The 13376-nt window shown below is 54.0% G+C and carries 15 protein-coding genes; all 15 read left to right on the forward strand.

What is annotated here, in order from left to right; all coding sequences use genetic code 11:
• Window positions 1–15 precede the first annotated feature (15 nt).
• The 15 genes from nrfD (at window position 16) to I7X13_RS09970 (ending at window position 13183) form a co-directional block, all read left to right on the forward strand.
• Window positions 16–1467: an NrfD/PsrC family molybdoenzyme membrane anchor subunit gene (nrfD, locus tag I7X13_RS09900; RefSeq protein ID WP_233454733.1), complete on the forward strand. Its 1452-nt coding sequence runs from the start codon at window positions 16–18 to the stop codon at window positions 1465–1467.
• Window positions 1460–1987, forward strand: coding sequence for a DUF3341 domain-containing protein (locus I7X13_RS09905; RefSeq protein ID WP_198067877.1), 528 nt, complete (start codon window positions 1460–1462; stop codon window positions 1985–1987). The genes nrfD and I7X13_RS09905 overlap by 8 nt, the downstream gene beginning before the upstream one ends.
• Window positions 1987–2736, forward strand: a complete 750-nt coding sequence (locus I7X13_RS09910) for a c-type cytochrome (protein WP_198075346.1) — start codon at window positions 1987–1989, stop codon at window positions 2734–2736. The genes I7X13_RS09905 and I7X13_RS09910 overlap by 1 nt, the downstream gene beginning before the upstream one ends.
• A 6-nt stretch (window positions 2737–2742) precedes the next feature.
• Window positions 2743–4053: a hypothetical protein gene (locus I7X13_RS09915; protein ID WP_211531914.1), complete on the forward strand. Its 1311-nt coding sequence runs from the start codon at window positions 2743–2745 to the stop codon at window positions 4051–4053.
• An 82-nt stretch (window positions 4054–4135) separates the two neighbouring features.
• The gene (locus I7X13_RS09920; protein WP_198075347.1) at window positions 4136–5206 is read left to right on the forward strand and encodes a cytochrome c oxidase subunit II; all 1071 of its coding nucleotides are present in this window, start codon (window positions 4136–4138) and stop codon (window positions 5204–5206) included.
• Window positions 5207–5228: 22 nt separating this feature from the next.
• Complete coding sequence (locus tag I7X13_RS09925) at window positions 5229–7121, forward strand: cytochrome c oxidase subunit I (RefSeq protein WP_198067880.1); 1893 nt, start codon at window positions 5229–5231, stop codon at window positions 7119–7121.
• A gap of 164 nt (window positions 7122–7285) precedes the next feature.
• Window positions 7286–8428: a COX15/CtaA family protein gene (locus I7X13_RS09930; RefSeq protein WP_198075348.1), complete on the forward strand. Its 1143-nt coding sequence runs from the start codon at window positions 7286–7288 to the stop codon at window positions 8426–8428.
• A gap of 66 nt (window positions 8429–8494) precedes the next feature.
• Window positions 8495–9346 (forward strand): heme o synthase, encoded by an 852-nt coding sequence (gene cyoE, locus I7X13_RS09935; RefSeq protein WP_198075349.1) that lies wholly within the window; start codon window positions 8495–8497, stop codon window positions 9344–9346.
• Between the two features lie 84 nt (window positions 9347–9430).
• Window positions 9431–10018, forward strand: a complete 588-nt coding sequence (locus I7X13_RS09940; protein ID WP_198075350.1) for a cytochrome c oxidase subunit 3 — start codon at window positions 9431–9433, stop codon at window positions 10016–10018.
• Between the two features lie 21 nt (window positions 10019–10039).
• Complete coding sequence (locus tag I7X13_RS09945) at window positions 10040–10813, forward strand: cytochrome c oxidase subunit 3 (protein WP_198067884.1); 774 nt, start codon at window positions 10040–10042, stop codon at window positions 10811–10813.
• An 89-nt stretch (window positions 10814–10902) separates the two neighbouring features.
• Window positions 10903–11247: a cytochrome C oxidase subunit IV family protein gene (locus I7X13_RS09950; protein WP_198075351.1), complete on the forward strand. Its 345-nt coding sequence runs from the start codon at window positions 10903–10905 to the stop codon at window positions 11245–11247.
• A gap of 3 nt (window positions 11248–11250) precedes the next feature.
• Window positions 11251–11925, forward strand: a complete 675-nt coding sequence (locus tag I7X13_RS09955) for an SCO family protein (RefSeq protein ID WP_198075352.1) — start codon at window positions 11251–11253, stop codon at window positions 11923–11925.
• On the forward strand, window positions 11909–12484 hold the full coding sequence (locus I7X13_RS09960; protein WP_198067887.1) for a DUF420 domain-containing protein: 576 nt from the start codon (window positions 11909–11911) through the stop codon (window positions 12482–12484). Before I7X13_RS09955 ends, I7X13_RS09960 begins: the two co-directional genes overlap by 17 nt.
• Window positions 12485–12524: 40 nt before the next feature.
• Window positions 12525–12779 carry a hypothetical protein gene (locus tag I7X13_RS09965; RefSeq protein WP_198075353.1) on the forward strand — a complete coding sequence of 85 codons (255 nt, stop codon included), beginning with the start codon at window positions 12525–12527 and terminating at the stop codon, window positions 12777–12779.
• A 113-nt stretch (window positions 12780–12892) separates the two neighbouring features.
• Entirely contained in the window at window positions 12893–13183 is a 291-nt protein-coding gene (locus I7X13_RS09970) for a DUF983 domain-containing protein (protein WP_213019052.1), read from the forward strand.
• Window positions 13184–13376: the final 193 nt, after the last annotated feature.

Here is a 13376-nt window from a genome sequence, read left to right on the forward strand (position 1 = left end):
TAATCTATATCAACTATGCAGCACGTATCAGCCGTACGCGAGCCGCTCGTAACTGGCGGTAAGACGTTACACGACGTAACGCAAGACATCTGCTATCAGGTCGAAGCCAAGCCCAACCTCCGTTGGATGGCTGCTCTGAGCGTGGCGCTGTTCTTTCTGGGGGTGTTCTTCTACTCCGTATACCGCACCGTATGGTACGGCATCGGCGAGTGGGGCCTGAACAAAACCGTGAACTGGGCCTGGGACATCACCAACTTCGTGTGGTGGGTAGGTATCGGTCACGCCGGTACGCTGATTTCGGCCGTTCTGCTGCTGTTCCGTCAGAAATGGCGGAGCTCCATCAACCGCGCCGCCGAAGCCATGACCATCTTTGCCGTAATCTGCGCCGCCATGTTCCCGGTGTTGCACATGGGCCGTCCGTGGTTGGCATTCTACGTTTTCCCGCTGCAAAACACGCTGGGTTCGCTGTGGGCCAACTTCAATTCGCCGCTGCTCTGGGACGTATTCGCAATCTCAACTTACTTCACGGTGTCGCTGGTGTTCTGGTACATCGGCCTGATTCCCGACTTTGCTACCATCCGTGACCGTGCCAAAGGGCCCATTGCCAAATTCAGCTACTCCATGCTGAGCTTCGGCTGGAAAGGTTCGGCCAAAGCTTGGTCGCGCTACGAAACGGTTTCGCTGATTCTGGCCGGTGTTTCGACCCCGCTCGTACTCTCGGTACACACCATCGTATCGATGGACTTTGCTACCTCGGTGGTACCGGGCTGGCACACCACCATCTTTCCGCCCTACTTCGTGGCCGGTGCTATCTTCTCGGGTTTCGCCATGGTGCTTACCCTGATGCTTATCACCCGCGTGGTATTCCGCCTCGAAGACTACATCACGCTGGAGCACATCGCGCTGATGAACAAAATCATGATGGTAACCGGCTCCATCGTGGGTGTGGCATACATCACGGAGTTCTTCATCGCTTGGTACTCGCAGGTTGAGTTCGAGCAGTACGCCTTCATCAACCGCGCTACCGGTCCTTACTGGTGGTCATACGCCTCGATGATGACCTGCAACGTGATTACGCCGCAGCTGGTGTGGTTCCGTCGCGTACGCTACAGCATTGGCCTCACGTTCATCCTGTCTATCATTGTGAACATCGGTATGTGGTTCGAGCGCTTCGTAATCATCGTGACCTCGCTGCACCGCGACTACCTGCCGTCGAGCTGGGCTATGTTCTCGCCCTCAATTATCGACATCGGCCTGTACCTCGGCACCCTCGGCTTGTTCTTCACGCTGTTCCTGCTCTTCGCCAAGTTCTTCCCTGTGATTAACATGGCCGAAGTGAAAACCATCCTGAAGTACACCGTTGACAACGGCCCTACTTACAACCCCGAAAAAGCGGCTCACGCTCATCACCCTGCCACTCACGGTGCCCCTGCCTCGGCTCCCGTAACCTACAACCAGCATGACTAAGCAATTCGCCCTCGGCATCTTCGAAGACGAAGACGTGCTGCTGCACGCCGTGGAAAACGTGCGCGCCGCCGGCGTGAAAATCTACGACGTATTCTCGCCCTACCCGGTACACGGCATTGACGACGCCCTCGGCATCGAGCGGTCGCGCCTGCCCATTGCTGCCTTCTTCTTCGGCCTGACGGGACTCTCGTTTGCGCTGTGGATGCAGATTTACATGCTGGGTTTCGACTGGCCGATGATTATCGGTGGTAAGCCCCACATCGGCCTGCCGGCCTTCGTGCCGGTGGCATTCGAATTGACGGTGTTCTTCACCTGCCACGGCATGGCCCTCACCTTCTTCACGATTACGGGTTTGTATCCGCGCTTCAAAGTACCGGTGATGGATGTACGCGCCACCGACGACAAGTTCGTAATGGCCATTGAATTGGATGAAAACAGCTCGCAATTTCCCCGGCTGACCCAGCTGCTGCGCGACAACGGCGCTTCGGAAGTCAACCAAAAAGAAATGACCAACAACTAATGATGCATCCGCTGACCCTGAGCCTGCGCGTTTCGGCGCTGCTACTGTCCTTGGGACTGGCCACCACGGCCTGCACCCACGACGGAAACGACCCCGGCGTAGAATATGCACCGGAGATGTACGAATCCATCCCCTACGAGCCCCTGCGCCAAACCACGTTTAACACCGTGAACTCGTTCGGTATCAATGAGCGCACTCCCGCCAACGGTACCATCCCCCGTGGCAAACTCAACTATTTCGACCACATTCCCAAGGATAGTGTGCGAATGGCTGAGCGGATGCTCCACAACCCGTACCCTTACACAAAAGCCAATTTGGAAGAAGGCAAGGTGCTCTACACGCGCATTTGCCAGCATTGCCACGGTGAGGCCGGCGACGGTCAGGGCCCGGTAGGCAAGATTTTCAAGGGCGTACCGAATTACTCGACGGGTGCCTACAAGACGATGAACGATGGACACATCTACCACGTCATCGAGTGGGGCCGCAACCGCATGATGCCGCACGGCTCGCAGGTGAATCCCGAAGAGCGTTGGAAAATTGCCATGTACGTGCACGTGTTGCAGCGTGGCGAAGGCCCCGATGCACTTAGCAAGCTGATTGCGAAAGGCCCGACCAACACGGTCACCAGCGACTCTACTGAAACTAAAGACGCCACCAACACTGCTCCAGTGGGTCAGGCACAAGCCAACACCGGTTCAGAAACCCCCGGCGAAGGCAAAACCAAAGCAACTAACGGCAACGCCCACTAACGCACTATGGCAACTCTGACGCACCACGAAAGCGCCACGGCTGAACAGCTCGTCGTTACGGATGGCGCCCGTAAAACTTTTATTGCCATCATCGTCACCGGTGTGGTAATACTCATTCTCGGTATCCTCGCCCAAGTGTTAGGTTGGGGCGCTGCCGAGCACGGCGAGGCCGCCGGCCACGCTGCCGCTGCGCATGGCGCTGCTCACGAAGAAGGCCATTCCGTGCTGATTAAGCGCGTAATTGTAAGTCTTTGGCACAGCAACCTGTTTTTCCTTGGTGTGTCCACCATCGGCACGGTATTCATGGCTATCAACTACGTAGCTTACGCTGGTTGGTCGGTGATGGTGAAGCGCATTTCGGAGGCTCTCAGCGCGTGGGTTATTCCAGGCGGTGTGATTATGCTCATCATTTTCCTGGTTGGTCGTCACGACATCTTCCATTGGACTCACGAGGGCATCATGGATAAAAACAGCCCAAACTACGATGCCATCATTGCCGGTAAAAGTGGTTTCCTGAACTTGCCCTTTTACCTCATCCGTACCATCGTTTACTTGGCTATCTGGGCTTACTTCAGCTGGAAATTACGCCAGTTGTCGTTGCAGGAGGATTTGAATGGTGGCACTGTTTGGTTTCACAAGAGCATCAATGCTTCGGCCTTGTTCCTAGTGTTGTACGCCGTGAGTTCTTCGATGTCTGCTTGGGACTGGGTAATGTCGGTTGACACCCACTGGTTCAGCACCATGTTTGGCTGGTATGTATTCGCTTCGTGGTGGGTATCTGGTATCGCTGCTATCGCGCTTACTGCTATCTTCCTTAAACAAGCAGGTTACCTCCGCGCTTTGAGCGTCAACCATCTCCACGATTTGGGTAAGTTGATGTTCGGGTTCAGCATTTTCTGGACCTACGTATGGTTCGCCCAATTTATGCTGATTTGGTATGCCAACCTTCCTGAAGAAGCTGTGTACTTCAACCAGCGTCTGGGTGGCTTTGAAGGCCGTTATACCTTCCTGTTCTACTTTAATATCTTCATCAATTTCGTCTTTCCGTTCCTGGGTTTGATGACGCGTGACGCCAAGCGCCAGATGATTATCATGAAAATCGTCTGCATCGCCATCCTTGCGGGGCACTGGTCAGATTTCTATCTGATGCTCATGCCCGCAACTTTGCGTGGTGAAAACGGGTTCCTAATCGAGATTGGCATTGCTGCCATTTTCCTGGGTGCTTTCCTCATTTTGTTCACGCGCCGTCTGGCTTCGGCATCGCTTGTTGCTGTCAACCATCCGTTCCTCGACGAGAGCGTTCACCACACTACCTAGACTTTAGATTGAAGACCTGAGCGCAAGCTGTTCAAAAACTTGCGCTCAGGTCTTAATACTTAGTACTCAATACTAAAACTCAATGACTGCTCTTACCATTTTGCTGGTGTTGGTGTTGCTATTGGTCGTATTCGGCCTCCTGTTCCGCCTGCAGATTTTTACTTCTATTTTCTCGGGCACCTTCACCCGCGACATTGGCATGAGCAATAGCGTGAATGCTATTCTGATGCTGGTTTTTCTAGTAGGTGGTGGTGCATGGTTTGCCTATTCGTTTGTTGAGAACTTCAACAAAATGAACCCGCCTATTGCCTCGGTACATGGACACAAAATGGAAACCATGTTCTGGACCACGATGGCTGTGATTGGCGTAGCTTTCGTAATTACCCAGATTCTGCTGTTTTGGTACTCGTATAAATACCAACACAAGGAAGGCCGTCGCGCTTACTTCTTTGCACACAACAACACGATTGAGGTTGTCTGGACGATTATCCCAGCCATTGTGATGGCTTCGCTGATTTTCGCCGGTTGGAAAGCCTGGACCCGTATTACCGGTCCCGCACCGAAAAATTCGGTAGTAGTAGAGGTAATGGGTAAGCAGTTCAACTGGCTTGTGCGTTACCCTGGTCGTGACATGAAGCTTGGGGTAATTAATTACCGCATGATTGATGCTGTGAACGAGTGGGGCTTTGACCTGAGTGACAAAGCGGCTCAGGATGACTTCACGACTAATGAAATCCACGTGCCCAAGGGCGTGCCGGTGCTGATTAAGATTCGTTCGCGCGACGTATTGCACGCCGTGTACATGCCCCACTTCCGAGTGCAGATGTACGCTGTTCCCGGTATGCCGACCCGTTTTTGGTTCACACCAACTACCACAACCGATGAGATGCGTGCCAAACTGGGCAACCCCAAGTTCAACTATGAACTGGCCTGCAACCAGCTGTGTGGCGGCAGCCACTTCGCTATGAAAGCTACGGTGATTGTGGACGAGCCCGACGACTACCAGAACTGGTACGCTTCGCAGCAGTCGTTCACGCAGAAGAACCCCGACGTGCTGGCCGCTTTCAAACAGAAGGCAAAGGCCGTGCCCGCTCCGGTAGCAGCCACGCCCGAAGTGGAAGCAGCGCCGATGCCTCTGGCCGCCTCGAACTAATTACTATCAACGGTATTCCGCTATGTCAGACCTGACCCCCAAACCCCATTTTTCAGCCAGCGTGCAAGCGTCGGGTGGCGTGGGCTCGGCCCCGGTGCCGACCACCGAGCACGGCGACCACCTGCACCACGACGACCACGACCATGAGCATCATGACCAGCATTGGCTGTGGAAGTACGTGTTCAGCCAAGACCACAAGCAGATTGCCAAGCAATTCCTGATTACGGGTATGTTCTGGGCTATCCTTGGCGGTACTCTTTCCAGTTTGTTCCGTTTGCAGCTCGGCTGGCCCGAAGGCACGATGGAATGGCTAAAGCCCGTCCTCGGTGGCTGGATTCAGGCTGGTAAACTCAACCCTGAGTTCTACCTCGCGCTGGTGACGATGCACGGTACCATCATGGTATTCTTCGTGCTGACAGCCGGTTTGAGCGGTACGTTCTCAAACTTCCTCATTCCGCTGCAAGTAGGTGCCCGCGACATGGCTTCGGGCTTTATGAACATGCTCTCGTACTGGTTCTTCTTCCTGTCGAGCATTATCATGTTCTCTTCCCTGTTCATTGAAACCGGTCCGGCGGCAGCTGGCTGGACAATCTATCCTCCGCTGAGCGCTCTACCGCAAGCCATCCCCGGCTCCGGTACGGGTATGACGCTGTGGCTGGTGAGCATGGTGTTCTTCATCGTGTCGCAGCTGCTGGGTGGTGTCAACTACGTGACGACGGTTATCAATCTGCGTACCCGTGGCATGAGCATGAGCAAATTGCCGCTCACCATCTGGGCCTTCTTCCTGACGGCTATTCTCGGCATTCTGTCGTTCCCGGTTCTGTTCTCGGCGGCTCTGCTGTTGGTGTTCGACCGTTCGTTTGGTACCTCGTTCTTCCTGTCGGATATCTACATTGCGGGTCAGGCTTTGAGCAATCAGGGTGGTTCGCCGGTATTGTTCCAGCACTTGTTCTGGTTCCTAGGTCACCCCGAAGTGTACATTGTAATCATGCCGGCTATGGGTATGGTGTCGGAAGTGCTGGCTACGAATGCTCGCAAGCCCATCTTCGGCTACCGCGCCATGATTGGTTCGCTGATTGGTATCTCGCTGTTGTCGTTCGTGGTGTGGGCTCACCACATGTTCGTGACGGGCATGAATCCTTTCCTCGGTTCGGTCTTCATGTTCCTGACGCTTATCATCGCCGTGCCTTCGGGCGTGAAGGTGTTCAACTGGCTGGCAACCCTGTGGCGTGGTAATATCCGCTTCACGGCCGCTATGCTGTTCGCTATCGGTTTTGTGTCGCTGTTTATTTCGGGTGGTCTGACAGGTATTATCCTCGGTAACGCCACTCTCGACATTCAAATGCACAACACCTACTTCGTGGTAGCTCACTTCCACTTGGTAATGGGTAGTTCGGCATTCTTCGGCCTGTTCTGCGGCGTGTACCACTGGTTCCCGAAGATGTTCGGCCGAATGATGGACGAGAAGCTGGGTTACATCCACTTTTGGTTGACGTTTGCAGGCGTGTACCTAGTGTTCATGCCGATGCACTACGTTGGTATCGCCGGTTTCCCCCGTCGTTACTACGCTTGGACTGGCTTTGATGCCTTCTCGCAATTCGCGGATATGAACAAGTTCATCTCGATTGCTGCCATCATCGCCTTCCTGGGTCAGTTCATCTTCATCTTCAACTTCTTCTACAGCATATTCCGCGGTCGTCGCGCTACCCAGAACCCTTGGAACTCGACTACGCTGGAATGGACTACGCCAATTGAGCCCGGCCACGGCAACTGGCCCGGCGAGATTCCGGCTGTGTACCGCTGGCCCTACGACTATAGCAAGCCCGGTTCAGATGTGGACTTCATTCCCCAGAACGTACCGTACTCGCAAACGCAGTCATCGAATTTGCCTTATGAGCAGGAACTGGCTGACTAGTTAGAAAATGGTTGATTAACCAATGCAATTGGTAAAGTCCCGAAGCGGGCCGCCTAATCGGCGGCCCGTTTTTGTTTCACGGCTTTTACTTGACCACTTAAATTTTATGCGTTGGCTGTCTTGCGCAGATATACCGCGGTAGTAACAGCCACCCGCTTTTTGTTATGGATAATATTCACCTGAGCCCTGCCGTCCGCCGTTTTCGATTTGTCGGTATTCTTACAGTTGTAAGCGTGTACCTATTGATTTTGGTAGGTGGGGTTGTGCGCAGTACCGGCAGCGGCATGGGTTGTCCCGATTGGCCCAAATGCTTTGGCAGCTGGGTGCCGCCAACGAAAGCCAGCCAACTGCCCGCCAATTATAAGGAAGTGTACACCGCGCAGCGGGTGGCCAAGAATCAGAAGCTGGCCCGCACGTTGCAGCGAATGGGTTTTGCGCAGGTGGCGGGCAGCATTTTCGCGCATCCTACGCAATACATCGAGACCGATTTCAATCCGGTAAAAACCTGGATTGAGTACGTAAACCGGTTATTAGGGGCACTGATAGGAGTTTTTGTTTTCCTCACGGTTGTATTTGCCGTGCCTTACCTGCAGCGAGACCGAACCATCTTTTGGTTGGCTTTTTCCTCATTCCTGCTGACTGGTGTGCAAGGCTATCTCGGGTCACTGGTTGTCTCTACCAACCTGCTGCCGGTGATGGTGACTGTACACATGGCGCTGGCGCTGGTGATAGTTGCATTGCTGCTCTATGCGGTTGACCGGGCGCAGTGGGGGCAGGGAAGTCCTGCGTCGACCTTGCCGAATGTCGCCTCAATCAACGAACCGAAAGTGGGCAAGCGCCCTACAGCAACTTTGCGAATCTGGCTCTGGGCAGCGCTATTGCTTACATTCTGGCAAATTGTGCTTGGGACGCAGGTACGGGAGCAGGTTGATATCGTATCGGCTGCAGCAGGCTATGTGGGGCGCGAAAGCTGGGTGAGTAAACTCGGTAGTGTATTCAGTCTGCATCGCACAATGTCGGCCGCGGTGTTGCTACTGAACGTGTATACCGGCTACGAGCTTTGGCAATTAGCGCAACAGCGGCTGCGCAAACTGGTTACCGCTACGCTACTTCTCATGGGGCTGGAAATTCTGGCGGGTATTGTTCTGGCGTCGTTTGCGCTGCCGGCAGCAGTGCAGCCGGTGCATCTTACGTTGGCTACCGTGTTATTCGGCGTACAATTCCTGACGCTGCTGGCCGTAGCTCGCGCTGGCAAAAGCCCGGAAACTATTGCGCCTACGGATGCACCCCGGCGGGTTGTTGCGTAACTTTGCGGCCCCGTTGGGTCTGGCTCCTTCAAGTTGAGCTGGACAACGAAATTATTAGCACAATTGATGGTTAAGGCCCGCGCCTATTTTCAGCTGCTCAAATTCCGGCTTTCGCTCACGGTAGCGTTTTCCAGCGCCATCGGGTACATGCTGGGTGCGCACGAACTTAGCTGGATCCGGGCGCTACTGGTGATGCTGGGGGGGCTACTCGTGACTGGCTCGGCTAATATCATTAATCAGGTGCACGAGCGGGAGTTGGATAAGTTGATGACTCGCACGGCCAAACGTCCACTACCGCTGGGTATTATTTCACCAGCAGAAGCGTGGGTATTTTGCGTGTTGCTGGGCGTGGCCGGGTTTGCGCTGCTGTGGTATTTCTTCAACCCGCTTACGGCGGGTCTGTCGTTGCTGTCACTCATCCTCTACGGATTCATCTACACGCCGCTGAAAACGATTTCGCCCATCTGCGTAGCAGTAGGTGCCATCCCGGGCGGTTTGCCGCCGCTCATTGGCTGGGTGGCAGCTACCGGATACATCGGCGTTGAAGCGTGGGTATTGTTCGGAATTCAATTTATGTGGCAGTTTCCGCATTTCTGGGCCATTGCCTGGGTGGCCGACGACGACTACAAGCGGGCCGGGTTCAAAATGCTGCCAACGCCGGGCAACCGCGACCTGCGTACCGCGTTCCAGATAATGACTTACACCCTGCTACTGATTCCGCTGAGCCTGTTGCCGTTGGAGTTCAACATTTCAGGGCGCATTTCGGCGCTGGTTGCCGTAGTGGCTGGGGTGCTATTTCTACTGCTCACGGTTCAGCTGATGCGGACGCAGTCGCGCAAAGCGGCATTACGTATCATGTTTGCCTCTTTTTTGTACTTGCCCATCGTCCAAATTGCTTTGGTGCTGGATAAAATGTAGCAGTTTGTGTTCCGGTTTTACCTAGTTGCGAAAAGCCGTACTGTCAGCAATTACAATTGACAATCAATACCTAACAATTAGCTTATGAATCCTTCAGAAACATTATCCGAAAAGGAAGTTGGGCTTGGCTGGCACCCCAAGCGCGTGCTACTTATTCTGCTTATTTTCAGCATTGTAATGATGTTTGCGGCTTTCACCAGCGGCTACATTGTGCGCCGTGACGAAGGCAACTGGCGTGAGTTTGAATTGCCGGGTTCGCTGCTTATCAATTCCATCCTGATTGCGCTGAGCAGTGCCAGCATGCAATGGGCTTATTTCTCAGCCCGTAAGGACGAAATCAGCCGTGTCAAGACCGGCTTGATTATTACATTGGTACTGGGCCTGGCTTTTCTGGTTGGGCAGTACCACAGCTTCGGCGATTTGGTGGCTGGCAACACCTATTTCGGAGGGGCCGACGCCAATCCTTCGGGTTCGTTCGTATACGTGTTGATGGGGGTGCACGCTTTTCACTTGGTTACCGGGCTTATTTTTCTGGCCGTAGTCCTCAAGCGGACGCTTAATTATCAGGTGCATTCGCGTGCTCTGCTCTCCATCGGCAACGCTACCTTATACTGGCACTTCCTAGGTGGGCTTTGGCTGTACCTGTATTTGTTCTTACTTTTGAACCACTAAAACGACGTTACGCTGTCTGCTATGGCCCAATCGACCACTTTGCCGCACCCCGCGGCTTCCGCTACCCACGACGCCCCGCGCACCGGCAACTGGGATGGCGGCAACGAACCCTTCAAAGCGAGCTACGGCAAGCTGATGATGTGGTTCTTCCTGCTTTCTGACGCATTTACTTTCGCCGCCTTCCTCACTACTTATGGCATGATTCGCCATAAGCACGAGGTTTTCACCGGCGAAGCCAAAGACTTTGTATTCAGCACGCGGTGGTGGCCCATTCCTGACCATGTATTCAACGCCTTCCCCGGCATGGGCGAGGCAAACGTTCCCCTCGGTTTCGTGGCCTTGATGACCATGATTCTGATTCTGAGCTCAGTAACGATGGTGTTGGCCGTTGAGGCTGGCCACCGCATGGACAAGGCCGATGTGCAGAAATGGCTGCTTTGGACCATCCTGTTCGGTACCACTTTCCTGGGCAGCCAGGCGTGGGAGTGGACTCACTTCATCAATGGCCACCACGAAGGCACAGTAATGGCCGACGGCACGGTATTCCACGGAGCTAACCTGGCGATGAACCAATACGGGCCGGTGCTTTTTGCCGACCTGTTCTTCTTCATCACGGGCTTCCACGGCACGCACGTATTCTCCGGCGTTTGCCTCTTGGTTTGGTGCTTTATTGCCACTACCAACGGTACTTTCGAGAAGCGTGGCCACTACGAGATGATTGAAAAAATCGGCCTCTACTGGCACTTTGTAGATTTGGTGTGGGTATTCGTATTCACCTTCTTCTACCTCGTTTAATAAAGAGTGTTGAATGCTGAATGTTGAGTGCTGAGTAATCAACTTGGCCAACATTCAACCCTTAACCCTCAACATTCAAAATTTCAAAAATGGCTTCTCACGCAACTACTGAACATACCCTCGCGCAGGGCGAAATCGCCAAGCCGAACACTGCCTGGATTTGGCGGGTATTTGGCGTCCTGGTTGGTATCACGGCTGTCGAATTCGTTTTCGTATTCCTAATGCACCCGAGCACGCTGCGCAACAGCATTTTCATCGTGCTTACCATCATGAAAGCCTTCTTCATTGTGGGCGAGTTCATGCACCTGAAACATGAAACCAAAGGCCTGATTTGGACCATTCTGGTACCGGTGGCGCTGCTGGTGTGGCTGCTGGTGGCCCTGATTACTGAAGGCTCGTTCATCGGCGAAGTCCTACAAAACATGTTTAAATAGCGGATGCGGCCCCGCCAAACCCTTTTGCTGGGGCTGCTGCTATTGGTGCCGGTACTGGCCTTTTTGTTCCTGTTCCGCTTCGGCAATAACCGTTACGCGCTGCCAACTTACCTGCCCGACCGTGTGGACTCCACGCAGGTTGGCGGGGAGTGGCAGCGCGATACTGTTTTTCACCAGGTTGCCCCATTTCAGCTTCCCTCTTCCAACGGGCGCGAAGTGAGCAGTGCAGAACTAGGAAAAGGCTTGTATATCGCCCAATTCTTCGGTGTCGATGAGGCCAGTCCCCGCGTAGCTCGACAGCTCCTGCGGGTGCAGGAGAAATTCCGACACGAGCCCCGCGTGCGCCTGGTCACCTTCGTGCTGAATGGTGCCCCTAACAAAACCACCGCGCTATCCCAACTGGCCGAGCAATACGGCACCATTGCCGGCAAATGGTTTTTCCTGACTGGTGCCCCCGACACCCTTAAGCGGCTTACCCAACAGGAGTTTCGCTTGACTGCCGACCCTAAGCGCTTGCCGGGAGCCGTGTACACGGCCAACATCCCCGTTGGCCGGCTGTTGTTGGTTGACAATCAACGTCGGGTACGGGGTATTTATGATGGTACCGACGGCCGCGAAATAGACCGCTTACTCACGGAAGTGACCGTGCAGCTTTACGACTATGAACACCCCCACTGAACAACTCCATCCGCCGGTAATGGCCCCCGGGGATTACACGCGCTACAAAATCATCCTTGGTGGCTTAGGAGTAATAGTGCCACTGCTGGTTGCGGTGCTGTTCTATTTCAAGGGCATTTTCAAGATTGATGGTGCCGATGCTTACCTGCGTATGCTGCCGGCCGTAAATGCCGGCTTGAATTCGCTGACTGCCGTGGCATTGCTGGTGGGTTTTTACTTTATCAGGCAGAAGAATGTGCTGGCTCACCGCACGGCCATGGGAACTGCCTTCGCCCTGGGCGGGCTGTTTCTACTGTCTTATGTCGCGTACCATTCGCAGGTAGAGAGCACGCATTTTGGTGGGGTTGGCGCTATTCGAACTGTTTATTTCTTCCTGCTGCTCAGCCATATCAGCCTGGCGGTAGTAACGGTTGGGCTGGTGCTATTTACGCTGTATTTTGCGCTCACGGGGCAATACACCAAGCATAAGGCCATTGCGCGCTGGACCTTTCCGGTGTGGCTGTATGTATCGGTGACGGGTGTAATCGTGTATTTCATGATTTCGCCGTATTATACCTGAGACTAAGAAACTTTGCTTTAATATTTATGTTGATTTAGCTATGAAAAAGCCCTTTTTTGCTGCTGCTTTTGCCCTGCTGTTAGGTGTGATGCTGAGTTTGGCCCCTTTGGCTGCCCGAGCGCAGTGCACAATGTGTAAGTCGCAGGTAGAAGCGGCCCGGCAGGAGCGCGACGATTATGATGTGGCCGGCCTCAACAAGGGCATCGTGTACATGATGACGGTGCCCTATATCCTCATGGGTGCGGTAGGCTATTTCTGGTACCGTCGCACCCATCCCAAGATGGCCAAGGCTTAGTGAAGCAGCCCGATACGGCTATTCCATCTACGGGCCGGGCATTGCTGGCCTTGCGTTGTCCGCGCTGCCATACGGGTAAGCTGTTTACGCACCCGGCGCTGAGCACCAGTTTTATGGAAATACCCGAAGCCTGCCCGGTTTGCCAGCAGACCTACGAGCCGGAGCCGGGTTTTTACTATGGCGCGATGTATATCAGCTCGGGGTTCTCAACGGGAGTGCTGCTGGGAATTGGGTTTCTGCTGTATTATTTCGCCAACGACCCGCCGCTGTGGGTGTATGTGGCAACGGTGGCTGCCGCCGTGCTGGCCATAACGCCGATGCTATTTCGCTACTCGCGGGCGGTGATGCTCTACGGATTTGGTGGTGCACGCTTTGACCCGCGTTACTTAAATCGGTATAAATAAAAGGATTGAGAATTTTGGAAATGCTGCCAATGGCAGCATTTTTTATTAGGCTTGGATTTTGCGGGTTGCTTAGACAGGGGCCATTTCGAGCCGGGGATTTCATTTAGGTAATGCTTGCCTCGGCGATAGGCTTTTGTGGCGAGGTATCGTGCTTATTTTGGGGCCGCCTACGCTTCGCCGGATTAACGATTTC

Origin of the sequence: Hymenobacter negativus (genome assembly GCF_016056375.1) — a bacterium.
GTDB classification, from domain to species: domain Bacteria; phylum Bacteroidota; class Bacteroidia; order Cytophagales; family Hymenobacteraceae; genus Hymenobacter; species Hymenobacter negativus_A.

Excerpts from the sequence above, each read along its gene's own strand:
- I7X13_RS09965 (WP_198075353.1), top strand. The coding sequence starts at position 12,525 with ATGAAAAAGCCCTTTTTTGCTGCTGCTTTTGCCCTGCTGTTAGGTGTG.
- I7X13_RS09930 (WP_198075348.1), top strand. The coding sequence starts at position 7,286 with ATGGATAATATTCACCTGAGCCCTGCCGTCCGCCGTTTTCGATTTGTC.
- cyoE (WP_198075349.1), top strand. The coding sequence starts at position 8,495 with ATGGTTAAGGCCCGCGCCTATTTTCAGCTGCTCAAATTCCGGCTTTCG.
- I7X13_RS09905 (WP_198067877.1), top strand. The coding sequence starts at position 1,460 with ATGACTAAGCAATTCGCCCTCGGCATCTTCGAAGACGAAGACGTGCTG.
- I7X13_RS09945 (WP_198067884.1), top strand. The coding sequence starts at position 10,040 with ATGGCCCAATCGACCACTTTGCCGCACCCCGCGGCTTCCGCTACCCAC.
- I7X13_RS09950 (WP_198075351.1), top strand. The coding sequence starts at position 10,903 with ATGGCTTCTCACGCAACTACTGAACATACCCTCGCGCAGGGCGAAATC.
- I7X13_RS09920 (WP_198075347.1), top strand. The coding sequence starts at position 4,136 with ATGACTGCTCTTACCATTTTGCTGGTGTTGGTGTTGCTATTGGTCGTA.
- I7X13_RS09925 (WP_198067880.1), top strand. The coding sequence starts at position 5,229 with ATGTCAGACCTGACCCCCAAACCCCATTTTTCAGCCAGCGTGCAAGCG.
- I7X13_RS09910 (WP_198075346.1), top strand. The coding sequence starts at position 1,987 with ATGATGCATCCGCTGACCCTGAGCCTGCGCGTTTCGGCGCTGCTACTG.
- I7X13_RS09970 (WP_213019052.1), top strand. The coding sequence starts at position 12,893 with ATGGAAATACCCGAAGCCTGCCCGGTTTGCCAGCAGACCTACGAGCCG.
- I7X13_RS09955 (WP_198075352.1), top strand. The coding sequence starts at position 11,251 with ATGCGGCCCCGCCAAACCCTTTTGCTGGGGCTGCTGCTATTGGTGCCG.
- I7X13_RS09940 (WP_198075350.1), top strand. The coding sequence starts at position 9,431 with ATGAATCCTTCAGAAACATTATCCGAAAAGGAAGTTGGGCTTGGCTGG.
- nrfD (WP_233454733.1), top strand. The coding sequence starts at position 16 with ATGCAGCACGTATCAGCCGTACGCGAGCCGCTCGTAACTGGCGGTAAG.
- I7X13_RS09915 (WP_211531914.1), top strand. The coding sequence starts at position 2,743 with ATGGCAACTCTGACGCACCACGAAAGCGCCACGGCTGAACAGCTCGTC.
- I7X13_RS09960 (WP_198067887.1), top strand. The coding sequence starts at position 11,909 with ATGAACACCCCCACTGAACAACTCCATCCGCCGGTAATGGCCCCCGGG.